Here is a 24,340-nt window from a genome sequence, read left to right on the forward strand (position 1 = left end):
TTGTACATAACCAGACAAATTAGTCAACTATATACCCGAGTAATTTACTCAAGTATTTTACGCGCATTTTTAAGGGAGTCAATAAATACTTGAGCATTTTACTCAAGTATTTACGTTTTGGCTAAATTCCGGGATCAAACTTTTCAGCAGCTTGCTTGCGTCGCTCTGCTGCTTTGGCTTCATCTTCGACAAATTCTCCGACACTCAATTGAGGCAATTCGTCTTGGCAAACATTACCGCCAAGTTCATTTACCTCTTTACAAACGTCCGACATTTTTTTGTCGACAAGGTGGATATGGTCAAGCAATCGGCCAATCGCTTTAGCGACAGGATCAGGATTTTCATCAGATACAGCATAAGCGTCAAAACCATATTGCTTGGCCATTTCGGCACGTTCTTTCGTTTGCGACGCTTTGGTTGATGCATCATTAACAATACGGCCCGGAATCCCAATAACGGTAGCGCCAGGTGGAATGTCTTTTACGACAACGGCATTAGAACCAATACGAGCATTTTCGCCAATATCAAGCGGGCCTAGTATTTTGGCGCCAGCACCGACCACTACATTGTTACCCAACGTTGGATGACGCTTGCCCGCATTCCAGCTAGTACCACCAAGAGTTACGCCATGATAAAGCGTTACATCGTCGCCAATTTCCGCGGTTTCGCCAATAACAACGCCCATACCATGATCAATAAAAAATCGTCTGCCTAACGTGGCGCCTGGATGAATTTCCACCCCAGTGAACCAACGAAACAAAGTCGATACTGTGCGCCCTAGCCATTTAAAGCCGTTGCGCCAAAAGAAGTTGGAAAGTCTATGTCCCCATATCGCATGCATGCCTGGATAGTTTGTTAAAACTTCAAACATATTGCGTGCAGCAGGGTCTCGATCAAAGACGCTATTTATATCCTCTTTGAGCCTTTCAAACATGAACTTCCAACTCCTTCTATGCAGCTACTTGCTGCCTAATTTTCGCTTTTTGCGCGTTTTAACGCTTTCTCCACAGAAGAAAGAATACCACGCACCATTTTTAATTCTTTGACATCAGGTCTAGCACGGTTAAACAAGCGTCGAATCTTTGTCATCACTAAACCAGGATGTTTCGGTGTAATAAATCCCGTAGCACTAAGTGCTTCTTCAAAATGCTTATACATACGTTCGGTTTCTTCAACATTTGGATAAGCTTCTTCATCATCTGACAAGTACTGCGTATTTTTATCAGCTAAATAACCGTTGCGCACTTCGTAGCTTAGCAGTTGCACTGCCATGGCTAAGTTCAACGAGCTATACTCAGGGTTCGCTGGTATTTGCACATGAAAATGACACAGTTGCAATTCTTCGTTGGTTAAACCGCTGCTTTCGCGACCAAATACAAGTGCGACCGGATACTGTTTTGCTTCAGCCACCATTTTCTCGCCACATTCTCTTGGCTCTAGCATCGGCCAGGGTAATGTACGCGATCTGGCACTGGTTCCTACCACAAGACCACAATCAGCAACTGCTTCTTCCATAGTAGAAACAACTTTCGCGTTGGCCAATACATCAGTTGCGCCGGCGGCTAAAGCTTGCGCTTGTCCATTAGGCATTTCCAGCGGGTCGACCAAAACAAGTTGGCTGAGCCCCATTGTTTTCATCGCGCGGGCTGCTGAGCCCATATTGCGACAATCCGACGTATTTACTAATACGATTTTTACTTTATCTAATAATGAATCCGACATAGCACTTATAAACTGTACAAAAATTGCCGAGAATTCTATCACAGAACCTTAATTGTTTAGAGTAAAAAAAGCACCGTAATTTTGTGAGTTTGTTATCGAATTTCGCGATGATTTAGTTAAAAAATGCATAAAAACCAAATCGATGTACAATTTTTAACCAAAAATAGCCGTTCTTTACGTGCATTCCCCCATAGTGCCTGCTATAATTCGCGCCGATTTTAGGGCAAGCTGCCCCCTGTTCTTTTACAAAGTTTTGGTAACGCTGTCGCCTATGGCGAGGCGCTCATTTATTTGAAGGGTTTTCAATATGCATCCTATGCTAAATATTGCGGTGCGCGCTGCGCGTAACGCAGGTAAAGTAATCGTCCGTACTTTTGAGCAAACTGACAAAGTTGAAGTGGATTTAAAAGGGCAAAATGATTTAGTCACGAATATTGATCGTGAAGCAGAAAGTATCATTATCGATACGATTAAAAATGCATACCCAGAGCACAGCATCATTGGTGAAGAAACCGGTGTAGTGTCTGGCGAAGATGATAGTTACCAATGGATCATCGACCCTCTCGATGGTACCACTAACTTTGTAAAAGGTATTCCTCATTTCGCGGTTTCTATCGCATTAAAAGTTAACGGTAAACTAGATCAAGCGGTTGTATTTGATCCCATTCGTGGCGAACTTTTTACTGCAAGTCGTGGTAAAGGTGCGCAATTAAACGGTATGCGTATTCGCGTAAATAAAGCAAAAGAATTGTCGGGTGCTGTTTTAGCAACAGGCTTTCCATTTAAGCAAAAGCAACACATGAACGCGTTCATGGAAATGTTCAAAGCCATGTTCACCAAAACAGCAGATATGCGCCGTGCAGGTTCTGCAGCGCTAGATTTAGCTTATGTTGCAGCAGGCAGAGTCGATGGATACTTTGAGCTTGGTCTAAAACCTTGGGACAGCGCGGCAGGCGAATTACTTGTGATAGAAGCGGGCGGATTAGTTACCGACTTCCGTGGTGGCGCGGAACAATCAAAAACTGGCAACATCATCGCGGCAAGCCCGAAACTAGTAAAAGAGATGGTTAAAGATGTGCGCCCATTTTTAGGTGATGCTATTCGATAACGTAAATGAAATTACGTAAAAAAAGGCTGCAATTGCAGCCTTTTTTATTATCTTAAAAACATCTTATACAACATTTTATGGATTGGCTTACCAAAAGGCGGAATGGCCATCTTAGCTGAGTTAAACTTACCTTTGGCAAATACTGATTTTGCTTTTGATAAGGTTAAGAAGCCCTCATGACCGTGGTAGTGCCCCATGCCAGATGGTCCGATACCACCAAACGGCATATCATCTTGTGCTACGTGTAATGTCGCATCATTAATACACATGCCACCTGCATGAGTACCTTCTAACAATTGTTTCTGAACAGTTTTGTCGAATGAAATCACATACAAAGCAAGCGGACGTGGTCTGTCATTAACGTATTGCATTGCTTCTTCAATCGAATCATAACCAATGATTGGTAATAGCGGACCAAAAATCTCTTCTTGCATTAAGGTCATGTCATCATTCACATTGGTGACCAGAGTCAGCGGTATCTTACGTACACTTTTATCTGTTGTTTCTTCTGATAAAGGTAAAATTTCCGCACCTTTTTCTTTAGCATCCCCTAACCAACTAGTAAGTCGTTCAAACTGCGCGTCATTTATAATTGAACCATAGTCGGCATTGTCATTAATCGATGGGTACATTGTATTAAATTGCGCTTTACAAGCACTCACTACCGCATCAATTTTGTCATTTGGACATAAGATGTAATCTGGGGCAACACAGGTTTGACCCGCATTTAATGTTTTACCAAGTATAAAACGAGAAACGCCCTCATCAATTGCCATATCCGGACCAATGATCGTTGGTGATTTACCACCTAACTCTAATGTAACAGGGGTTAAATGCTGTGCTGCCGCCGCCATTACAAGCTTGCCAACACGAGTAGAACCGGTAAATAGCATATGGTCAAAAGGCTGTGACGAAAAATGTGCTGCCACACTTGGGCCTCCATCAATTATCGCAACTTTATCTTCAGGAAACACACTGGCAATCATCGATGCAATGACTTTGTTTGTTGCTGGTGTAAATTCAGACATTTTAATCATCGCACGATTGCCCGCGGCTAACGCTGTCGTTAACGGACCAAGCGCAAGGAATACAGGATAGTTCCACGGTGTAATAATGCCCACCACACCAAGTGGTTGATACATTACATAGGCCTTCGCGGGTTGGAACATCATGCCGACGTGACGCTTCGATGGCTTCATCCATTTTTTAACGCGCTTTATCGCGTAATTAATCCCCATCACTGTCGGCATAATATCGGCAATTTTTGAATCATCTGCGCTACGACAGCCAAAGTCCTGGTTTAATGCGTCTACTAGCGCTTGTTCATGAGACAAAATTGCCTGCTTAAGCGCTTTAAGATCTGCAATACGATAGTCCGCACTTGGATACGGCATCCCAGCATATGCGCTCTTTTGAATTGCGAGCGTTTGGTCAATTTTTTCTATTAGCGACTGATCATATTCAGCGCTGTATGGATTATCCGCCATATCACTTTCCTCAATACATGTTAAGCGGACTATATCAGCCCTCTTTTTATTTGCAAGCAGTGTAACCAAACAAGTGTTTAAACACCACTAAAATTGTACATTTATACAATTTTAGTGATTGTTTTTTTTCCGTGTATAGATAAATACCGCTTCTAATAGATTATCCTATCGATTGAAAATCTACGTTTTTTCTGCACGTGAATAGAAGTTATTCGTCGTTTATGTTTGCGCAACTCTTAATTTGAATCCATGCTTACTACTATTAAAGCACGGGGGTTTCATGCGTATTAGTGTACATGTTTTGTGGTTAACTTTAGGCTTACTGCCTGTTAAAGCTATCGCCTATGACTGGTCAAAAACCGTTAAACACAAACTCACACACAATGTTAACTACCAACCATATTGGCACAATTATTACGAGCCTACGTCGGCAAATTGGCTATTTCCGATAGGGAACAACACAAGTTCGAGTTGGTTAATAGGCTTCGAAGACAATACCCCTTTGTATACGACAAGCATACAATGGCAGCCTTATAGTAAACACAATACTTACCAATTAGAGAATTGCTGCTCACAGAGCAACAAACCCACTAGCCTTGCTACAAGTTATTACTCTGCTGAAACAACAAAACTCAATAATGTTTTACATGCAAAAACGGTTAACAATCAGCGCACCGTTGAGTTAAGACTAAAACGACAACAACAAACGTATAATCAAAGCTCTCGAAATATACTCCCAAAAGTCAAAAATAAATCCCCTTATAAGCACAAAGGGATCAATAGAAAATTTAGGCTACCACAACTAAGTAACCGGCTAAACAAAAGGGATTAACCTATTGATTTAAAGATGAAAACAAACTAGTATTTTTTACATGGACTTGATGTTTCAAATGGACTTAAAAATGAAAAAAATACTACTCGCCCTTATATGTTTAAGTGCAGCCTTGCCCGTATACGCAGAACAATATAGAACAATAGCAAACACTTCTTTGGGAAAAGAAGAAATCAAACCTTCCTTTGGTTCAAATGCAAAGGCTGACTTCTTTAATTTCAATGCTATTTACTACTTTGACGACAAACTAGCTTTAGGTCCTCTGGATGAATTTGGATACCTGAATCGAATATCTAATGTTTATGGTTCTGCTAATCATTTACAGAATGACTCATTCACATTAATAGATTATCACGTTGGTGGTGACTGGCATCTAGGAGATTTCATCGTTGGTGCAGAAATTAGAGGGATAGATATTTCTAACCGTAATGATTTTCAAGATGACAACAAGATATTGAAAGGAAAACTAGGCTATTTTATTGATGAAAATTTGTTGTTCAATCTAACCTACAATTATGATGATGAAACTAAAGATTCGATGGTCGATATCGGCGTAAATTATCAAGTAATATTGCCTGGTTATGACTATGTTGGTTTCGGATATAAAACTAATGACGAACTCGATGTACATAGTGTCGATGTTCAGTATTTTAGCAACATCAACGAAAGCCAATATATACGCTTGTACGCTGAGTACAATTATTGGGTCGACGCAGAGAATGACTCTTGGTCTGTTGGTGCAAATTATAACATTAGCCAAAATACCTCGTTCTATGCGACGTTAGATGTTAGCGGAGACAGCTATTCTGTTGGTGCTAAACACTATTTCAATCGTTCATGGGCGCTTGCAGGAGAATATCGTGAACTAGACGCTGACATTGCAGATGTGTCGCAATACACGCTCACTGTATCAATGCAGTTTTAACTAGAATATATTTGCGCCCTTAGCTAGTTAAAACTAAAATAAGCGCAATTCATAATAGCCAATAATTAAGGGCATTTAATATGGCGTTGCCAGACAAGTTCATATTCAGCATGTCTCGTGTGTCTAAGTACATTTCGAGTTCGAAAAAACATATTTTAAAAGACATCTCCCTTTCATTTTTTCCAGGTGCCAAAATTGGTGTACTAGGTCTAAACGGTGCCGGTAAGTCAACCTTGCTACGAATTATGGCAGGTGTCGACAAAGACTTTGAAGGCGAGGCGCACGCATTGTCAGGTACTAAGATTGGTTACTTGCCGCAAGAGCCTGTACTTGACGAAGAAAAAACGGTTCGCGACATCGTTGAAGAAGCTGTTTCAGAAGTAAAAGATGCCCTAGCTCGTCTTGATCAAGTATATGCTGCTTATGCTGAGGCTGATGCCGACTTTGACGCATTAGCTAAAGAACAAGGTGAATTAGAAAACATTATCAATGCCCATGATGGCCACAATATCGAGAATGCGCTAGAACGTGCTGCTGATGCGCTAAGACTGCCAGACTGGGACCAGAAAATAAAAGTATTATCCGGTGGTGAGCGCCGCCGTGTTGCCCTATGCCGACTGTTACTTGAAAAACCAGACATGCTGTTGCTTGATGAGCCAACTAACCACTTAGATGCAGAATCTGTTGCATGGTTAGAGCGTTTCTTACATGACTACAGCGGCACCGTAGTAGCCATTACCCATGACCGTTACTTCTTAGACAACGTAGCTGGTTGGATCCTCGAACTTGACCGTGGTGAAGGCATACCTTGGGAAGGTAATTACTCAACATGGCTTGAGCAAAAAGATAAACGTTTAGAGCAAGAAAAACGCGCTGAAAGTGCACTGCAAAAGACCATTAAGCAGGAATTAGAATGGGTGCGCCAAAATCCTAAAGCGCGCCAAGCAAAGAATAAAGCGCGTATGGCAAGGTTTGAAGAACTTAACAACCAAGACCATCAAAAACGTAACGAAACTAACGAACTTTATATTCCGCCTGGGCCTCGTCTTGGTGACAAGGTTATCGATGTAGAAAATGTACACAAAGGTTATGGCGAACGCGTTTTAATTGACGATCTATCATTTAGCATCCCTAAAGGCGCTATCGTCGGCATCATTGGCCCTAACGGTGCAGGTAAATCTACCTTGTTTAAAATGCTATCGGGCGCTGAACAGCCGGACTCAGGTTCAGTTGTTGTCGGTGAAACGGTTAAAATGGCAAGTGTTGATCAGTTTAGAGACAATATGAACGAAGCAGCGACTGTTTTCGACGAAATTTCTGAAGGTCACGATATTCTAGAGATTGGAAATTATCAGGTGCCATCACGTGCGTACGTAAGTCGTTTTAACTTCAAAGGTAGCGATCAGCAAAAGTTTATTAAAGACTTATCAGGTGGTGAACGAAATCGTGTGCATTTGGCAAAACTGCTTAAAGCTGGCGGTAACTTGTTATTACTCGATGAACCAACAAACGACCTAGATGTTGAAACGTTACGTGCACTTGAAGAAGCGTTATTGGAGTTTCCTGGATGCGCCATGGTTATTTCTCATGACCGTTGGTTTTTAGATCGCATTGCAACCCACATTATTGATTACCGCGACGAAGGTAAAATCAATTTCTTTGAAGGCAACTTCAGTGATTATGAAGAGTGGATGAAGAAAACCTATGGTGCTGAATCTGTGCAGCCTCATCGCATCAAATATAAGAAAATATCAGCGTAGCGGATATCTAATGCCATAATAGGTAATAAAGATATTACACCCTATTGATATTAAACAATAAAAGGCACTTTTTAAGTGCCTTTTTTATTTCCTTCGTCTATGCTGTTAGAAAGCAATATCACAATTATTCTTCAAGGTATTTTTATGTCATTACTTGTCGTTTCATTTATCTCTCCAGACCGTCCGGGTATCGTCGATACACTGTCAGATTTAATTAACCAACACGGAGGCAATTGGCAGACAAGTAGTTTGCATCACTTACATGGATTATTCGCTGGTACAGTAGAAATCGCGATAGAAGAAAACCTTATCGAGAAACTTATAGAAGACCTCCAAAGCATTCCATCGCTTAAAATAGTCAGTCAAACAACACCTAGAAAAGATTCGCAGCAAGATAATGTCATCGTATTAGAACTTACTGCAAATGATAGAAGCGGCATCATTCAAGAAATTTCGTCCAAGGTACACAAACAAGGTGGCAATCTAATGAAGCTCGTCAGTACAACTGGCCCTGCTGCCCACACAGGCCAAGACTTATTCAAGGCAAAAATGACGATTTCAATAAATCCGCAGGACAAAGATACGTTGATTGATGCCCTTGAAGGTATTTCAGATGACCTGATGATAGATATTACACATTAACTATCAATATCAACTAGTTATGTAATAAAGCAGTCATAAACAGGTCATATAATGTAGCGAATTTAGCAACAATAACAAGGGCAATAATGCAAGGCGAGCAAGGTTTTTTTGACAAAGAAATTAGTTGGCTATCGTTTAATGAACGGGTATTACAAGAAGCTATGGACAGCTCGGTACCGATTATTGAACGCGCTCGTTTTCTAGGTATATATTCAGCCAATATGGATGAGTTTTTTCAAGTCCGTTTTGCCAAGCTACGGCACAAAGCGCTGATCGAGATTGCTAAAAATATTGAAGACGGCCCTGCTCATCAATTGCTTGACAAAGTAAACGCTAAAGTCGCGATGCTAACTCAGCAATTTCAATTTGCTGTAGATACCTGCTTTTCAGAGTTGGATCGCAAACACATTCATATCCACTTTATCGACAAAGAGATAAAAGAACTCAAAGACAACTTATCGAGTAAACAGCTTCGCTGGCTAAATACTTACTTCAGACACAGAATTCTTAGGCACATTAACCCCATTATATTAACCGCTGATACGACTCTGGCTCAGACAGTTGACGACGACGATGAGATTTACTTTTTGGTTGCGTTAAAAAGTGAAAATCATAAACAGTTTGCCCTCATTGAAATTCCTAGGCTAGAGGAACAGCGCTTTATTATTGTGCCTGCAGATGGTTCTAAAAAAGAAAAGCATATCGTGTTGCTTGATGATGTTATTCATTACTTTATTGATGACATATTTGCTAGTTTCTTTAGCTACGATAGTATCGACGCCTATTCGATTAAGTTAACACGCGATGCTGAATTCAACATAAATGATGAACTTGACCAAAGTTTTCTAGACAAGATGTCAAAGGGATTAAAGCAACGCGTGAAAGGCGATTTAGTGCGTTTAGTGCATGATAAACTTATGCCCGACTACATGCTTAAATTTCTGCGCAAGTCGATGAAAATAAAAGTATTAGAAAACTTAGTACCGAGTATTCGATATCGTCATTTTAAAGATTTTGTAAAGTTTCCAAATCTTGGTCGTAAATCACTTGAAAGAGAAGATTTTAAAGCGCTTGATGCGCAACGTTTCACGCAGTATTCATCGGTATTTAGCGCATTAGAAAAACAAGATGTTTTGTTGTACTACCCTTATCATAAATTTAGCCATTTCACCGAATTTGTTCGCCAAGCGTGCTACCACCCAGAAGTGGTGGACATCAAACTTAATATCTACCGTGTCGCTAAAAACTCACGAATTATTCGTTCGCTCATGGAAGCGGTTAAAAATGGCAAAAAGGTCACCGTTGTTGTCGAGCTAAAAGCACGCTTTGACGAACAAGCAAATATAGATTGGGCCAAGCTGATGAAGGATGCCGGCATAAAAGTATTGTTTGGCATAGAAACCTTAAAAATACATTCAAAACTCTGCTTAGTAACGCGTAAAGAGCAAGACAAAAAAATTAGATATGCGCACATTGGCACAGGTAATTTTCATGAAAACAATGCGCGTGTCTATACAGATTTTTCATTGTTTACTCAGCACAAGGAAATTTGTCAGGAAGTCGAGAGTGTCTTTTCATTTATCTCGCATAGTTACCAAAGGTTTAGGTTTAATCATTTAATTGTGTCTCCGCTTACCTCAAGACGACGCATTTATCAGCTAATAGACAACGAAATTAGCCATGCACAGCAAGGAAAAAAAGCAGAAATAATCATTAAAGTAAATAATTTAGCTGACAATGGTTTAGTCAACCGTTTGTATGGGGCATCTCAAGTGGGTGTAAAAATTAAAATGATTGTGCGTGGCATGTGCACGTTAATCCCTAACCTGCCTACCTTGAGTGAAAATATTAAAATTATTTCTATAGTCGACCAATTTTTAGAACACCCACGAGTCATGGTGTTTCATAATTTAGGTGACAAACAGGTATATATTAGCTCAGCGGATTGGATGCATCGCAATATGGACGATAGGGTTGAAGTAAGCTGCCCTATTTATGATGAAACATTAAAAAGACGCATTCTAACAATCTTAGATTTACATTTTAAAGATACAGTTAAAGCCCGTATTATTAATAAAGCACAAGATAACAAGCGCGTAGCACGCGGCAATCGTAAAAAATTACGCTCGCAAGAGGCAATCTATAATTTTCTTGCGGAAGAAGAAAATGTCGATAAAACACAGATTTTGAATAAGGGCTAAGATGACACAAAGTGAGCTAATAGAACATGTTGCAAATGAAGAGGGGCAATACCTAGCCGCTTTAGATATTGGGTCAAATAGCTTTCACTTTGTTAGTGCTCGAATCGTTAAAAAAAACCTACAAATTTTGCATAGCGAAAAATATCAAGTACAGCTCGCGAATGGTCTGGATAGTAACGATTATCTATCAGATCAGGCTATGGAGCGCGGTCTAGAAACATTACGCAACCTAGTCTCTACAACAGCTGAATTTACCCCTGACAACTTTAAAATTGTCGCCACCTACACGCTACGTCAGGCTAAAAATGCTGAAAAATTTTTGAGAAAAGCAGCTAAGGTTTTTCCGTTTGATATCGAAATTATTACCGGTCATGAAGAAGCTCGGCTTATTTATCAAGGTGTGGCTTACTATACCGATCCGACCAAAGATATTTTAGTTGTAGACATTGGTGGCGGTAGCACGGAATGCGTGATAGGAAAAAACTTTAAAACCCGTGCGGTGTCGAGCACCAATATTGGTTGTGTGAGCTTTCAACAAGCTTATTTTCCCACTGGAGAAATCACAGAGGAAGCATTTGAGCAAGCAATTGTTGATGCGAAAATAGAATTAGAAGCCGTGGGTAACCGCTATAAAAAAATGGGCTGGCAGTTAGCCTACGGCACCTCAGGTACGATTAAAGCTATTAGTCGCCTAATATCAAATAGTGAAGAAGACTTAAGGCCCTTTAATCTTAAAGCACTCAATAAACTGAAGAAACAGTTAATCGCTTTTGGTCACGTCGATGACATAGAGTTAGCACTGCTTAAAGAAGCTAGAAGAAATGTGCTGTGCTCAGGGCTTGCCATTTTAATAGCATTGTTTGAGATGTTAGAAATAGACGAGCTAACCTACTGCGCATATGCATTAAGAGAAGGTGTACTTTACGAGCATATCGACGCCATTGCCCATGAAAACATCAAACAGCGTACCGTAGATAGTTTGAGCGAGCGTTACAACATCGACCAAGGGCAAGCGAACAACATCGTACGCATTGCTTTGTTATTGTTTAACCAAGTAAAAGACGACTGGAAAATAAAACAAGAGACGTATCAAATCTTGCTTCATTGGGCCGCACAATTGCACGAAATTGGTGTTGATATCAATTCAAGTGCTTACCACAAACATAGCGCTTACATTCTCGCCAATGCCGATTTAGCTGGTTTTAATAGAGAAGAACAAATGGCGTTGTCTTGGCTAGTAGAAAACCACCGTAAAAAAGTAACCAGCGCAAAAGAGCTCAATTGGTACCAGTTGAAAACTCACAAGTTAAACAAAACGCTGGCGGTGCTGCGTATCGCGGTGTTGCTTAATCAGCAAAGGCTTTTAAATCTCGATTTTGAACCTGAACTCACCTTGGTCGATCAAACGCTTTTGCTAACACTTGATCGTGACTGGATAGCGCAACGTCCACTGATGCGAGCAGAATTAGCAAGAGAAGCCAAGCAACTGGCTAATCTTGATATTACCTTTGAAGTAGCGCGAGATTAATCTAAGGTTTTCTTAAAGCGTAAACTCGCCACTAGCATTCCCACTAAAGTAAACACGCTCAGCCAGATTATATCGTCAGTTAAATGTGCGAGTTCATTGTCTTTTAAAACCACCGCTCTCACTAATCGCATAAAATGCGTGGCAGGTAATGCTTCCGCTATATATTGTGCCCCTTTAGGCATGCCCTCGTAAGGAAACATAAAGCCAGAAAGTAGAATAGACGGTAGTAATACAAAGACCGTCATCTGCATCGCTTGTAGTTGATTTTTAGCGATGGTTGAAATGACAAGACCCAGTACTAAACTGGCAGCAATGAATAACAGCGTAATCGCAAACAGTGTGTCCAAGCCGCCATTTATAGGGACATGAAATACGTAATGCCCGATCCCTAGAATAATGGCAACTTGTATCAATCCGATAAAAATATAGGGCACAATCTTGCCTACCATTAGTTCTATCGGCCTAATTGGGGTTGTAATAAGTAGCTCCATATTGCCGCGCTCTTGCTCTCGAACAATCGCTGCTGAGGTAAACATAATCATGGTCATGGTTAAAATAACGCCGACTAAACCCGGTACAATATTAACCGCGGTTCGTTGCTCCGGATTATAAAATAAGGTCACCTCAAAGGTCGGAGTATTGCGATTGGCGTTTTTATTGAGCAGTTCCGCCATTGGCATTTGCCGAAGTCCTTTAATTGCTGCTGCTATCATGGTGTCAGAACCATCTACAATCCAATGAGCAATTGGGCGCGATAATTCTTGTTCGGTAGAAGGCGGTGTTTTTAGTCCGACCGTTTGATGCCGAACTAAGCGCTTACTTACATCGGCAGGAATAATCAGCGCGGCTTTAATATGTCCATCAGCTATCGCCTGCTCTGCTGCTTGAATCGATTTTAATGATTCGGTAAAGGTGACCACCTGAGTTGCAGACACCGTTTGGGTTAATATACGACCAAGCGCAGACTCACTCTGGTCTACCACCGCCACAGGGATAAAACGGATGTTGGTATTGATGGCAAAACCAAACAACAACAATTGAATAAGCGGTATCATAATGACCATACCAAAGGTCATTTTATCTCGCTTTAGTTGCAGTAATTCTTTTTTGAAAATAGCGCCGATACGGCTAAGGCTAATCATGTTTAGCCTCCTTGCCAGTGCACATCACAAACACATCTTCTAAACTTGGCCTGACTTCGCTAATTTCATCGATAGTGAGTGAGCTGTTTGCAAGTGCTTGCTTTAAGTAAGCAATGGGATCAGTTTGTGCTTTGGTAACTAACACTCGTAAAAACGAACCTAATTGCGCCGCTGACTTTACATCCTTCAACGTTAATACTTGTCGTTTAACCTCTCTAATATCTTTACTACTAAGTTCAATGACATGGGCATCCATGTCTTGCATCAATTGTTTTGGAGAACCGTCGGCTCGTTTTACTCCGCCTTCTAAAATAGCCAGTTTATGGCACCGCTCCGCCTCATCCATGTAATGTGTTGAAACCAAGATGGACGTGCCCTGGGCGGATAAATCAAACAGTTTTTCCCAAAAGTCTCTACGTGTTTCAGGATCTACAGCAGATGTCGGCTCATCAAGAAATAAAATACTTGGATCGTGCAATACCGCGCCAGCAAGCGCTAGCCGTTGCCTTTGACCACCACTCATACTGCCAGTTATTTGCGAAAGAATATCAGTCAAATCATAAAGCTGTGTTAACTCATCAATACGAGCATTAGATTGCTTCTTGGAAAAACCATACGTGGTGGCGAGAAACTGCAAGTTTTCTTTCACAGTAAGGTCGTTATAAAGCGAAAATTTCTGTGTCATGTAACCAATATTGAGACGCAAATTCTCGGCGCCTTTAGGCAGCTGATGATTCAATACGTTGATATCACCACTGGAGGGTTTAAGCAGCCCTGTTAGCATACGAATAGTCGTTGTTTTGCCACAACCGTTAGGCCCCAAAAAACCATAGATTGTGCCCTTCTCTATCGCTAAATCCAATCGGTCAATTGCCGTAAAATCACCAAATTTACGCGTTAACTGATTAGCCGATATGACTATATCATTCATGGCATTTTGACCTGAGCGGGCAAACCTGTGGGTAAATCAGCGGCATCTTCACCTAGCTGTACTTCAGCCAAATACATCAAGCGAGCGCGATCTTCTTGATTCAGCGCATAATAAGGCGTAAATGCTGGCTCTGTTGCTATCCATTTAACTTCGCCTTGCAGCGGCGCTTGGATGCCATCAACATACACTGTCATGGTATCGCCTACGTTAACCTTTGCTCGATAAGTCTCAGGTACATACACTCTCGCATAAGGCGCAGTATCAGCTAAAACGATAGCGACGGGGCTACCAATAGTAACGCGCTCGCCAAGATTCCAGGGTAAATTATCAAGCCGCCCACTGCGCGTTGCTTTAATAGTTAAATCTTCAAGCAAGGTTTGCTCATAATCTAACTGTGCCTGAGCCGCCTGTAAGCTAGCTTCTCCCGCTTGTAAATCTTCAACACGAGTACCATTGGTAAGTTCTTTGAGTTGTTGTTGATTGGCTTCTAGTTCAGCTTGATTAGCGTCTCGTTGGGCAAGTGCTTTTGTGTAATCAGCTTCACTATTGAGTTTACTTTTGTATAACTGAGACTCGCGCTCAAAATTTGCTTGGCTTTCTCTTAAAGACGCCTTTGCGCCCTCCACTTTTGCAGTTGCCGCTGCTACCTCTTCTGCGCGGGCACCATTTCTTAACTTAGCCAATTGCGCTTGAGCTTGAAACATTTGTGCTTTTGCAAGGGCGACTTTTGCCTGTTGTCGATGTTTACTTAACTCAACCAGAATTTGCCCTTGCTCGACAAAACTACCTTCATTAATGGGCAAAGACTCAACGACTTCATTGGCCGTTGCAATATGAGCGACTCTTTCCCGCTCTAAGGTACCAAGTGCTACACCTGCTTCTCTGTTTTCACAAGCAAGTAATCCAGCAAGCATTAACATTGCAGTAATTTGACGAACAAACATGCCTCACCCCTTTTTTACACTGTTCTTACAAAATGGCATAAAAGCGTATAAATAACAATGAAGTAAAGGCATAAAAAAAGCCGGCAACAATGCCGGCTAATGGTTGGGAGAGAATAGACTTACTTATTACAGTAAACCTAATTTCTTAAACTCTTTTTCTACAACAGATGCTGGTAGTGGAATATAACCATCTTTTTCCACTATTTTCTGACCTTGCATAGACAAAATCATTTTCAAAAATTCAGCTTCTTTAGGTGCTAATGGCTTGTTTGGGTGCTTGTTAACATACACGTATAGGTAGCGTGACAATGGATAGTCACCAGAAACGGCATTGTCCATGTTTGCTTCTACGTAGTTTGTACCTTTTTTAGATAAAGGTAACGCACGTACACCAGATGTTTTATAACCAATACCTGAGTAGCCAATACCGTTTAATGACGCTGATACTGATTGAACAACAGATGCAGAACCTGGTTGCTCATTTACTGTGTTTTTAAAGTCTCCTTTACACAGTGCTTTTTTCTTAAAGTAGCCATAAGTACCAGACACAGAGTTACGACCGTACAACTGAATATCGCGTGCTGTCCAATCGCCGGTTAAACCTAAAACGCCCCAACGATCAGCATCTTTGTTAGCACCACATTTGCGATTGCTTGAGAATACTGCGTCTACTTGCTCAATTGATAAACCTTCAATTGGGTTATCTTTGTGAACGAATACCGCGAGAGCATCAATTGCTACTCGAACAGCAGTAGGCTTATAGCCGTAACGCTTTTCGAATGCTTCGACTTCCTTTGATTTCATCTTCCTACTCATAGGACCCATGTTAGAAGTCGCTTCAGTTAATGCTGGTGGCGCAGTTGATGAACCAGCAGCTTGAATTTGAATGTTTACATTAGGGTAAACACGCTTAAATTCTTCCGCCCAAAATGTCATCATATTTGCTAGCGTATCTGAACCAACAGATGAAACATTACCTGAAATACCGCTTACTTTTTCATAAACAGGTAAATCTTTGTCAACAGCGTTTGCTGTAAAGCTGATACCTGCAGAAATAGCTGCTACAGATAGTAAACGTTTGAAGTTCATAGTTTTCTCCAGTTAAAGCCAAACATTGGCAATACTTAGTTTCTAAATAATATGGTTGGCATTATACGGAGGGAATATGACAGTATTGTTACAGCAGTAATAAAAATGTCACTAAACGTTTGACACCTTGTAGCAGCGCTAATTAACGAGGCTTTTCTGGGTAAAAATTGATTTTTCGCCAAACTCTATAATGAACTCAGATCCTTTTCCAAGTTCGCTCGTGATAATGAGTTCACCGTCATGATGGTTAATCACATGTTTGACGATAGCAAGCCCTAAGCCAGAGCCGCCGGTATCACGAGAACGTGATTTATCAACGCGATAAAAACGCTCTGTTAAACGGTTTATGTCAGCAGGTTTAATGCCAACACCGGTATCTTTTACAGAGAAACGAGCTTTATCGCCAACACGCTTCCATGAGACAGTAATTGTGCCTTTAGCAGGCGTATAGTTAATTGCATTGGTAATTAAATTTAAACAAGCACTTTTAAGTTCAGTTTCTTGCCCTTTAACACCCAATGATTCATCCACGTCAACTTCAATACGATGTTGTTTGTCTTGATTCAGCCATTTTACATCATTCACCAACTTGTCGATCAGCGCAGGAACATTAACCTTTTGCTTCATATTAAGCTCGGTATTAACCTCAACTCGTGAAAGCACCAGTAATTGCTGCACCAGTCTGTCCATGCGGGTGACTTGATCTTCAATAGTAGAGAAAGCTTGAAGCCAGTGATCTGAAAAATCTTGCTCGCTTGCCTGAATCATTTCAACATAGCCGCGCACAACCGTTAGCGGCGTTTTTAATTCGTGAGAAACATTGGCAACAAAATCGCGACGCATTTCTTCTAGTTTATAGACTTTACTGATATCGCGGGCGAGTAATAAATATTGATCACTACCGTACGGCATGATCCTTATTTCCAACCTAACCTCAAGCAATATAGGTGACGGAATAACACACGGCTTGTCGAACTTATTTTTCTCGATGTACTGACTAAATTCAGGAAAACGAATTAGGTTATCTATTCTTTGTCCTTCATCTGCCGGCCATTTTACGCCGATCAGCTTTTTAGCTTTTTTGTTGCCCCATGTAATGGTTAGATCATCTGACAATAACAATGCGGCATCTGGTAGCGCCTCAGCACCATCTTTAAAGCGACGAATACGCTGATTAAGGGCTTTTTGTTTTATTCGACTTTTACGAATTAATCGATATAAACCGTCATAAATGTTGCCCCAGGTACCACTTGCAAGTGGCGGCGTTAATGACTTACTTTGCCAAAGCCAGTTAACAAGTTGGTTGACATGTCGATAATGCCAAAATAACAAAGCAAGGCTGACTATCGCGATAGATTGCCAAAAATAACCAATAAAAAAACCTATCAACCCCGCTATGACAAATAAAGCAGATAAGCGAATTAATAGGTTCTTAATTGAAAGTCTAAAATACATCTATGCTGTTACTTTTCCGGAAAATCTATAGCCGGCACCTCGAACAGTCTGGATAAAGTTTTCATGGCCTTGTCCAGTAATGGCTTTGCGAAGACGCCTAATATGGACATCTACCGTGCGATCTTCAACAAATACATTTGTTCCCCAAACATTGTCTAACAATTGCTCTCGTGAATACACACGTTCTGCGTGCGTCATAAAAAAATGCAACAGTTTAAACTCTGTAGGACCTAATTCGACAGGTTCACCGTCTATAGCGACTCTATAGGCTACAGGATCTAACATTAAACCCTGGAATTCAATAGGCTCTTCTAAAGAAGTTGGTGATACGCGACGAATAACGGCTTTAATGCGCGCGATAAGCTCTTTTGGCGAGAATGGTTTAGTGACGTAATCGTCAATCCCTGCATCAAACCCTGTTACTTTATCATCCTCATCGCTGCGCGCTGTTAACATAATAATAGGAATATTACGTGTATATTCATTGCGCTTTAATGTTTTGGCAATTTTCACACCTGAACCACCTGGCAACATCCAGTCAAGCATGATCAAATCAGGATAAGGTTCCTTGATCTGTTCCATGGCGCTATCAAAATCTTCGGCTTCGATGACGTTAAAGCCATTGTTATCTAATACAAAGGCTATCATTTCTCGAATAGGCGCTTCATCTTCAACAACTAATATATCTCTACTCATATCCTGTTTCCAATGCGTAGTAGTCAACTATGTAGGTTAAATGACTATTCTGCTTACTTTATATGACGCTTTTATGACAGTGAGTGATTCTTTGTGAATTATGACACAAATATTTAACAATGGGATGTAGAAAACAGTTAAATATGCACAAAAAAGGCCGCTTTAGCGGCCTTTTAAAACAACCTGTTAGGTCTAGAATACGTATTCTGTACCAATAGCAAAGTAGCTTTGCTCTAGCTCTGCTGCATTTGGATCATACGCAACACCTAAGTCGCTTTGCTCAAGATTAAACGTACTGAAGAAAGTGTACAATTTTACTTGTTTGTTTAAGTTATAGTCAGCACCTAAACTGATACCTGAGTTAGTACCACCTTGATCAAAACTTGCTTGTTGGTATTGTGCACGAATCACATACTTCTCTTGAACATAGCGTAGTGACGCGTTAAATCCGTCAAGCTCTTGGCCAGATACAGTGTCTTCTTGCATGTGGTAAATACCACCTAAGATAAAACCAGCACCAACATCAGCTTGTACACTCGCACGAGTAACATCATAAGTGCTCTTAGAATCTGACACACGTTTCATGCTACTTGAAACACCTGAATCTGCTGATAGAGCAGCGTAGATAGGTCCGCGCTTAAACTTCGAATCACCATAAATTAGTGCAGCTGAAAATTGTGCATCTTCGTCAGTTGCTTCAGGTGCAATGTATGTACCCCAGAAGCTAAAGTTTGCAACACGAGCCGACTTAAAAGTTACCGAATTTGATACACGGTTTTCACCAGCGAATAAACCAGCAACATCAGCCTCTAAATCGTTGAAAATATCGATACGGCCAACAGACTGTTTTAATGCACTATCGTTCTTACCGAAATATAGTTCACCAAACCAACCTCTGAAACCTACATAGATGTTACGGTGTTTGAATAACTCGTTGTCACCTTCCATGTCAACTTGGAATTCAGCACGGTAGTATACTTCTACGTCATCAGTGATGTCATAACCACCTTTAAAACCGATACGTGAAGCATTACTTTTCAACTCAGTAAATGAACCATCACCATCGTCAGACGATTGCATAGACACATTAGCTTTACCATAAATTTCGATTGTTGGTAGTTCTGTCTCAGCTAATGCTTGTGACGAAAATGCCATGACGCCTGCGGTTGAAAGCGCTGCAAAAACCTTGTTTAGTTTCATGTTTTTACCCTATTAAGTAAATAATACAAATATTTAAATACAAGTGACCTTGTTTTTGATGGCGCTAGTGTGACAACCGAATATTACAGATTTATGACAAAGTGACACTTTTGTTACAAATTTATTTATACATTCACCTTCATGAAATCAAAATGTCATAAACAGCAAGGACTTACGTTAACCTGTCGTAGGCAAATAAAAAGAACGCGTTTTTTTAACTTGTGCATGTAAAGCGCAATCGCTAATATCGCTCTTCATAATTTTCCCAGCTGTTATTCAAGGAATGTCTTCATGTGGTTTAAAAACCTTTACTTTTTCGCCTTCACAAAACCATTTAATTGGACACAAGAAGAGCTAGAAAAATATTTAACTGATCATAAATACACGCCATGCAAGTCCACTGAACAAATGCATTTTGGTTGGACCAATGCCTTAGGAAAACAAGGCCAAACATTAGTGCACGGTGTAAATCAGAGCTTCATCCTAACTGCTCGCAGAGAAGACAAGATCATTCCACCACAAGTGATTAAAGAAATGCTTGAAGAGAAAGTGTCTCTATTGGAAACAGAGCACAGCAGAAAGGCCACTAAAAAGGAAAAAGAACAGTTTAAAGAAGATATTGTACTTAGCCTTTTACCCCGTGCTTTTTCAAAGCTCAGTGATACGCAAGGCTATGTCAGCCCTAAAGACAACTTAATTGTTGTTAATGCCTCTAGTAGGTCAAAGGCAGAAGACTTTTTAGCCTTGTTGCGTAAATCCTTGGGTACGTTACCTGTGTCTAGCTTAACACCAGAGAACGTAGCACCCGATGAAGTGATGACAGATTGGTTAATCGATAAACCACTTTCAGGTCCATTCGAGCTTGGCACAGAAGCAGAGTTTAATGCGATTGGTGACGACGCGGCCGTGATCAAGGTGAAAAATCAAGACTTAGCCTCTGATGAAATTAAGCATCATTTAGACGCGGACAAATTTGTGGTTAAACTTGCCCTTGAATGGAAAGAATCATTGTCTTTTGTACTAGCTGACGACCTTTCGTTTAAGCGATTAAAATTTTTCGACGTGATCCAAGAGCAAAATGACGACATTGATAAAGAAGATGTTATGGCTAAATTAGACGCCGATTTTGCATTAATGATTGGCGAGTTGAATGAATTAATTCATGATTTGCTGCGAGAGTTTAGCTTAAACACAGAAAGCTACTTAACTGAATAAAAAATAAAAAGCCGCGCAAGCGGCTTTTTTTCATGTTGTTCCATTTTTAAACACTCCTTGTATACTTACATATCAAGCTTGTTCATAAGGAATAGGATTGAACTTTTTAGCCCACCTTTTTCTCGCGCAACCTACGCCTCATTCTTGTGTGGGTAATTTGTTAGGTGATTTTCGCAAAGGGATAGCAAGAGATGCTTTTCCACCACTGGTATTGGCTGGACTAGAAAACCACTATGCGGTGGATAAATTTACTGATACACACCCCGATATCCTCGCGTTAAAATCTCTTTTTTCACCGCAAAAACGGCGGTTTTCTGGCATTATCATTGACGTAACTTTCGACCATTTTTTACTTAAACATTGGCAGGAATATTCAACTCAAAACCAACAAAGCTACATCGCGCAATGCTACCAACATTTAGTTGACGGTCACAGCTATATGCCTGCGTCAATGCAGCTTACTATCGAGAAAATGGTAACGCAGGATTGGCTGTCAAGCTACCAAGATATTGAAGCCATTGGTCGAGCACTGAATAACATCGCAAACAGAATCCGTTTTAAAAACCAGTTCCAAAACAGTCTTGAAGAAATTAACGCAAATTACTCACAACTTGAGCAAACTTTCCTAGCATTTTTCCCTGCCTTGATGCGTCATGTTAACAGCCAAGCGATAGAAGGTAATTTGTTTCATCATGGCGATTAACGAATTGTAACCATATCCCGCTAGCCTTTATGCGCAAAAGCCTCTAAAATACCCTACTTTTTTTGTGGATATAGAGTTTGAGCATGTTTAAACCAGAACTTTTATCGCCTGCGGGTAGTTTGAAAAACATGAGATATGCCTTCGCTTACGGCGCAGATGCCGTTTATGCTGGCCAGCCAAGATACTCGCTTCGTGTGAGAAACAACGAGTTTAATCATGACACGATCAAACAAGGCATAGACGAAGCACATGCGCTCAATAAAAAGTTCTATCTGGTCAGTAATATCGCCCCACATAACAGTAAGCTTAAAACCTTTATCAAGGACATAGAGCCGGTGATAAACATGCAACCTGACGCACTGATCATGTCTGATCCAGGGCTTATCATGATGGTTAGAGAGCATTTTCCTGACATGCCTATTCACTTGTCTGTACAAGCGAACGCCGTGAACTGGGCAACCGTTAAATTTTGGTATCAACAAGGTGTAGAAAGAGTCATTCTCTCGCGCGAGCTATCACTCGATGAAATTGAAGAAATTCGTTTGCGTGTACCAGAAATGGAAATTGAAGTATTTGTCCATGGCGCGCTGTGCATGGCGTATTCCGGACGATGTTTACTCTCTGGTTATATTAATAAGCGAGATCCAAATCAAGGTACCTGTACTAATGCCTGCCGTTGGAAGTATGACGTGCATGAAGCAAAGGAAAGCGAAACAGGTGATGTTATTGCAGTACAACCAACCGGTATTATCTTGCCTGAAGAAAAACCGACATCCGATATTGTTTTACTACAAGAAGCTGGCCGACCAGGTGAATATATGCCTGCTTTTGAAGACGAACACGGCACTTACATTATGAACTCTAAAGACCTGCGCGCGGTAGAACATGTCGATAGGCTGGTAAAAATGGGTGTGCATTCTCTAAAAATTGAAGGTCGAACAAAGTCTTTTTACTATTGTGCTCGTACCGCACAAATATACAATCAAGCGATTGAAGATGCGCTTGCTGGACGCGACTTTAATGAGCGACTTAATACCGACTTAGAGCATCTCGCACATCGAGGGTACACCGATGGTTTCTTAAGACGTCATAGACACGATCAAAGACAAAACTATGACTATGGCTATTCAAAAAGTGATACCCAGCAATTTGTTGGCGAAATATTAGGTAGGGATCCGAAAACAGGGTACCTAGAGATTGACGTAAAGAATAAGTTTCTCGTTGGCGATTCGCTTGAAATTATGACGCCAAAAGGCAATATCAGCTTTACCTTAATGGATATGTTAAACCGCAAAGGTGAAGCCATTACTGATGCTAAAGGTTCAGGTCACTTCGTACGCATTCAATGTGATGCCGACATCGACTTAGAATACGGTATTTTGATGCGCTATTTAAACACTAACGAAACAACTCGCCAACCCTTTGTAAGTGCAGCAAATCTATAAGATTAAAGCATTGCGCGCGGCATCAAGCAGCGCGCAATGCTTTAACCCTTCGAATCAACAGGTACGTTGATATCGCGCCAATCGCACTGAATAGTCCCAGCATGATGAACAAATGGCTGAAACCAACAACGCCTGGATTGGCATCTATCAAACGTCCCGCTACAGGCGCTAGGAAAATATCAGGTGTATAGCCTACGACCGAAATAACACCAACAGCGGCGCCTGTTCTGGTGTCTGCAATCTTGCTTTCTTCTAACAGAGCAAAATATATCGCACGCACGGCAAACACCAACACAAAAGTGACAATAATGTTGGCTAGCACCAAAAACTGGGGTAATGCCTGCACCGGAGATGTAGCAAACAGCGCATAGCACACAACCAAAGCACTAAACGTGATTAAGACCGTTTTGCCAATACCAATTTTGTCCGCTAGAAAGCCAGCGCAAAGCGCAGCAAATACGCGAGTATAGGAAATATAAGCAACGGTTTGCGCCGATTGTACTGCGCCAAAATCCAATACATTGGTTAGATATAAACCAAAGTAATCAAGACCTTTGTAGCCACAATAGGCAGTGAGTACTATCATGCCTTGTAACCACACAACGGGGCGTTTTAACACAATAGAAAAGTCGTGTTTAATACTGCTTTGTTCACCGTCATCATCGGTCGACTGTACTCCACTTTCTTTTGGGATAACCAAAAAGACGATAAAAGCCGCAAATGTCGTAATCGCGCCATAATAATAGATGACCGACTGAATACCTTGACGCTTACTTGCTAGGTCTGTATCGATACCATCAGGTACAAACAAGGTTAAAATAGCAACGGCGCCTGTTGCCGCAGCCGCTGCCACCAACCCTCGCCCACCATCTAAAATAGCGAAAGCTTTGCCTTGCGCATGCGCGCCTCCCCATATGCGCGTTAGCTTAATCATCGCCGCCCAAAACAAAAATATGGTAGTCACGCCCCAAAAAGCAAACAAAAAGCCAAGTGAGCTAGCACTTGGAATTTGCGCGAAATAAAGTGAGCCTGATGCAGTAAGTAACAAGGATATCATCATTAATTTTCGGGCAGAGAAACGATCCGCCAGCGGCCCGCCGGGAAAATAAACCAGCATTGCCAAAATGCCATACAATCCAAAAATATCACCCAACTGTGTATTAGTTAAATTGAATACTTCTAAAAAGGTTGGTCTGAAAAATCGTACGACATGAAAAGGTAGGCTGAAAATCAATTCTCCTGCTAACACTATCGTGAAGATGACGAAGGCACGTCTAAGAGGAGAATGTATTGTTGTCATAGCTTCATTTTTTTG

Annotated in this window: 20 protein-coding genes; 9 read left to right on the forward strand and 11 right to left on the reverse strand. The window is 41.0% G+C overall.

Annotated features, from left to right (window positions below):
* Nucleotides 1-121: 121 nt before the first annotated feature.
* Both cysE and trmJ read right to left on the reverse strand, forming a co-directional pair.
* A complete protein-coding gene (gene cysE / locus QUD85_RS11245) occupies nt 122-934 on the reverse strand; it encodes a serine O-acetyltransferase (RefSeq protein ID WP_093327059.1) in 813 nt (270 codons plus the stop codon).
* A 35-nt stretch (nt 935-969) separates the two neighbouring features.
* Nucleotides 970-1,722 (reverse strand): tRNA (cytosine(32)/uridine(32)-2'-O)-methyltransferase TrmJ, encoded by a 753-nt coding sequence (trmJ, locus tag QUD85_RS11250; RefSeq protein WP_093327182.1) that lies wholly within the window; start codon nt 1,720-1,722, stop codon nt 970-972.
* Nucleotides 1,723-2,029: 307 nt separating this feature from the next.
* On the opposite strand from trmJ, the gene suhB reads away from it, so the two are divergent.
* The gene (suhB, locus tag QUD85_RS11255; RefSeq protein ID WP_093327057.1) at nt 2,030-2,830 is read left to right on the forward strand and encodes an inositol-1-monophosphatase; all 801 of its coding nucleotides are present in this window, start codon (nt 2,030-2,032) and stop codon (nt 2,828-2,830) included.
* Nucleotides 2,831-2,877: 47 nt separating this feature from the next.
* Here the strand turns inward: suhB and QUD85_RS11260 are convergent, their stop codons facing one another.
* Complete coding sequence (locus QUD85_RS11260) at nt 2,878-4,317, reverse strand: coniferyl aldehyde dehydrogenase (RefSeq protein ID WP_093327056.1); 1,440 nt, start codon at nt 4,315-4,317, stop codon at nt 2,878-2,880.
* Between the two features lie 902 nt (nt 4,318-5,219).
* Here QUD85_RS11260 and QUD85_RS11265 point away from each other — a divergent pair.
* From QUD85_RS11265 to QUD85_RS11285, 5 genes are all read left to right on the forward strand, one after another.
* The gene (locus QUD85_RS11265; protein WP_177168822.1) at nt 5,220-6,074 is read left to right on the forward strand and encodes a putative porin; all 855 of its coding nucleotides are present in this window, start codon (nt 5,220-5,222) and stop codon (nt 6,072-6,074) included.
* A gap of 80 nt (nt 6,075-6,154) precedes the next feature.
* Nucleotides 6,155-7,834, forward strand: a complete 1,680-nt coding sequence (gene ettA, locus QUD85_RS11270; protein WP_093327051.1) for an energy-dependent translational throttle protein EttA — start codon at nt 6,155-6,157, stop codon at nt 7,832-7,834.
* Between the two features lie 144 nt (nt 7,835-7,978).
* Entirely contained in the window at nt 7,979-8,476 is a 498-nt protein-coding gene (locus QUD85_RS11275) for a glycine cleavage system protein R (protein WP_093327180.1), read from the forward strand.
* 86 nt (nt 8,477-8,562) lie between these two features.
* Nucleotides 8,563-10,677, forward strand: a complete 2,115-nt coding sequence (ppk1, locus tag QUD85_RS11280; protein WP_093327049.1) for a polyphosphate kinase 1 — start codon at nt 8,563-8,565, stop codon at nt 10,675-10,677.
* Between the two features lies 1 nt (nt 10,678).
* Nucleotides 10,679-12,205 carry a Ppx/GppA phosphatase family protein gene (locus QUD85_RS11285; RefSeq protein WP_093327047.1) on the forward strand — a complete coding sequence of 509 codons (1,527 nt, stop codon included), beginning with the start codon at nt 10,679-10,681 and terminating at the stop codon, nt 12,203-12,205.
* Here the strand turns inward: QUD85_RS11285 and QUD85_RS11290 are convergent.
* The 7 genes from QUD85_RS11290 to QUD85_RS11320 form a co-directional block, all read right to left on the reverse strand.
* A complete protein-coding gene (locus QUD85_RS11290) occupies nt 12,202-13,347 on the reverse strand; it encodes an ABC transporter permease (protein WP_093327045.1) in 1,146 nt (381 codons plus the stop codon). The two genes, QUD85_RS11285 and QUD85_RS11290, sit on opposite strands and share 4 nt — an antisense overlap.
* Nucleotides 13,340-14,278: an ABC transporter ATP-binding protein gene (locus tag QUD85_RS11295; protein ID WP_093327043.1), complete on the reverse strand. Its 939-nt coding sequence runs from the start codon at nt 14,276-14,278 to the stop codon at nt 13,340-13,342. Before QUD85_RS11295 ends, QUD85_RS11290 begins: the two co-directional genes overlap by 8 nt.
* Nucleotides 14,275-15,222, reverse strand: coding sequence for an HlyD family secretion protein (locus tag QUD85_RS11300; RefSeq protein ID WP_093327041.1), 948 nt, complete (start codon nt 15,220-15,222; stop codon nt 14,275-14,277). The genes QUD85_RS11295 and QUD85_RS11300 overlap by 4 nt, the downstream gene beginning before the upstream one ends.
* Nucleotides 15,223-15,348: 126 nt before the next feature.
* On the reverse strand, nt 15,349-16,311 hold the full coding sequence (locus tag QUD85_RS11305; protein ID WP_093327040.1) for a PstS family phosphate ABC transporter substrate-binding protein: 963 nt from the start codon (nt 16,309-16,311) through the stop codon (nt 15,349-15,351).
* A gap of 138 nt (nt 16,312-16,449) precedes the next feature.
* On the reverse strand, nt 16,450-17,766 hold the full coding sequence (phoR, locus tag QUD85_RS11310) for a phosphate regulon sensor histidine kinase PhoR (protein ID WP_093327038.1): 1,317 nt from the start codon (nt 17,764-17,766) through the stop codon (nt 16,450-16,452).
* Complete coding sequence (phoB, locus tag QUD85_RS11315; RefSeq protein WP_093327036.1) at nt 17,767-18,462, reverse strand: phosphate regulon transcriptional regulator PhoB; 696 nt, start codon at nt 18,460-18,462, stop codon at nt 17,767-17,769.
* A 192-nt stretch (nt 18,463-18,654) separates the two neighbouring features.
* Nucleotides 18,655-19,662 carry a porin gene (locus QUD85_RS11320; protein WP_093327034.1) on the reverse strand — a complete coding sequence of 336 codons (1,008 nt, stop codon included), beginning with the start codon at nt 19,660-19,662 and terminating at the stop codon, nt 18,655-18,657.
* 291 nt (nt 19,663-19,953) lie between these two features.
* Between QUD85_RS11320 and rdgC the strand changes: the two genes are divergently transcribed.
* The 3 genes from rdgC to trhP all read left to right on the forward strand — a co-directional run bounded on the left by rdgC (nt 19,954) and on the right by trhP (nt 23,025).
* A complete protein-coding gene (gene rdgC / locus QUD85_RS11325; protein ID WP_093327033.1) occupies nt 19,954-20,877 on the forward strand; it encodes a recombination-associated protein RdgC in 924 nt (307 codons plus the stop codon).
* A gap of 97 nt (nt 20,878-20,974) precedes the next feature.
* Entirely contained in the window at nt 20,975-21,580 is a 606-nt protein-coding gene (locus QUD85_RS11330; protein WP_093327031.1) for an acyl carrier protein phosphodiesterase, read from the forward strand.
* A gap of 83 nt (nt 21,581-21,663) precedes the next feature.
* Nucleotides 21,664-23,025, forward strand: coding sequence for a prephenate-dependent tRNA uridine(34) hydroxylase TrhP (trhP, locus tag QUD85_RS11335; protein WP_093327030.1), 1,362 nt, complete (start codon nt 21,664-21,666; stop codon nt 23,023-23,025).
* Nucleotides 23,026-23,047: 22 nt separating this feature from the next.
* Here the strand turns inward: trhP and QUD85_RS11340 are convergent, their stop codons facing one another.
* A complete protein-coding gene (locus QUD85_RS11340; protein ID WP_093327028.1) occupies nt 23,048-24,325 on the reverse strand; it encodes an MFS transporter in 1,278 nt (425 codons plus the stop codon).
* Between the last annotated feature and the right edge of the window lie 15 nt (nt 24,326-24,340).

Source organism: Thalassotalea agarivorans (assembly GCF_030295955.1).
GTDB lineage: Bacteria > Pseudomonadota > Gammaproteobacteria > Enterobacterales > Alteromonadaceae > Thalassotalea_D > Thalassotalea_D agarivorans.

Bases quoted from the DNA above. Each gene is read 5' to 3' on its own strand.
- phoB (WP_093327036.1), bottom strand. From the start codon at position 18,462: ATGAGTAGAGATATATTAGTTGTTGAAGATGAAGCGCCTATTCGAGAA.
- QUD85_RS11320 (WP_093327034.1), bottom strand. From the start codon at position 19,662: ATGAAACTAAACAAGGTTTTTGCAGCGCTTTCAACCGCAGGCGTCATG.
- QUD85_RS11285 (WP_093327047.1), top strand. From the start codon at position 10,679: ATGACACAAAGTGAGCTAATAGAACATGTTGCAAATGAAGAGGGGCAA.
- phoR (WP_093327038.1), bottom strand. From the start codon at position 17,766: ATGTATTTTAGACTTTCAATTAAGAACCTATTAATTCGCTTATCTGCT.
- trhP (WP_093327030.1), top strand. From the start codon at position 21,664: ATGTTTAAACCAGAACTTTTATCGCCTGCGGGTAGTTTGAAAAACATG.
- cysE (WP_093327059.1), bottom strand. From the start codon at position 934: ATGTTTGAAAGGCTCAAAGAGGATATAAATAGCGTCTTTGATCGAGAC.
- QUD85_RS11300 (WP_093327041.1), bottom strand. From the start codon at position 15,222: ATGTTTGTTCGTCAAATTACTGCAATGTTAATGCTTGCTGGATTACTT.
- QUD85_RS11305 (WP_093327040.1), bottom strand. From the start codon at position 16,311: ATGAACTTCAAACGTTTACTATCTGTAGCAGCTATTTCTGCAGGTATC.
- suhB (WP_093327057.1), top strand. From the start codon at position 2,030: ATGCATCCTATGCTAAATATTGCGGTGCGCGCTGCGCGTAACGCAGGT.
- ettA (WP_093327051.1), top strand. From the start codon at position 6,155: ATGGCGTTGCCAGACAAGTTCATATTCAGCATGTCTCGTGTGTCTAAG.
- ppk1 (WP_093327049.1), top strand. From the start codon at position 8,563: ATGCAAGGCGAGCAAGGTTTTTTTGACAAAGAAATTAGTTGGCTATCG.
- QUD85_RS11295 (WP_093327043.1), bottom strand. From the start codon at position 14,278: ATGAATGATATAGTCATATCGGCTAATCAGTTAACGCGTAAATTTGGT.
- QUD85_RS11290 (WP_093327045.1), bottom strand. From the start codon at position 13,347: ATGATTAGCCTTAGCCGTATCGGCGCTATTTTCAAAAAAGAATTACTG.
- QUD85_RS11265 (WP_177168822.1), top strand. From the start codon at position 5,220: ATGAAAAAAATACTACTCGCCCTTATATGTTTAAGTGCAGCCTTGCCC.
- rdgC (WP_093327033.1), top strand. From the start codon at position 19,954: ATGTGGTTTAAAAACCTTTACTTTTTCGCCTTCACAAAACCATTTAAT.
- QUD85_RS11275 (WP_093327180.1), top strand. From the start codon at position 7,979: ATGTCATTACTTGTCGTTTCATTTATCTCTCCAGACCGTCCGGGTATC.
- QUD85_RS11260 (WP_093327056.1), bottom strand. From the start codon at position 4,317: ATGGCGGATAATCCATACAGCGCTGAATATGATCAGTCGCTAATAGAA.
- QUD85_RS11340 (WP_093327028.1), bottom strand. From the start codon at position 24,325: ATGACAACAATACATTCTCCTCTTAGACGTGCCTTCGTCATCTTCACG.
- trmJ (WP_093327182.1), bottom strand. From the start codon at position 1,722: ATGTCGGATTCATTATTAGATAAAGTAAAAATCGTATTAGTAAATACG.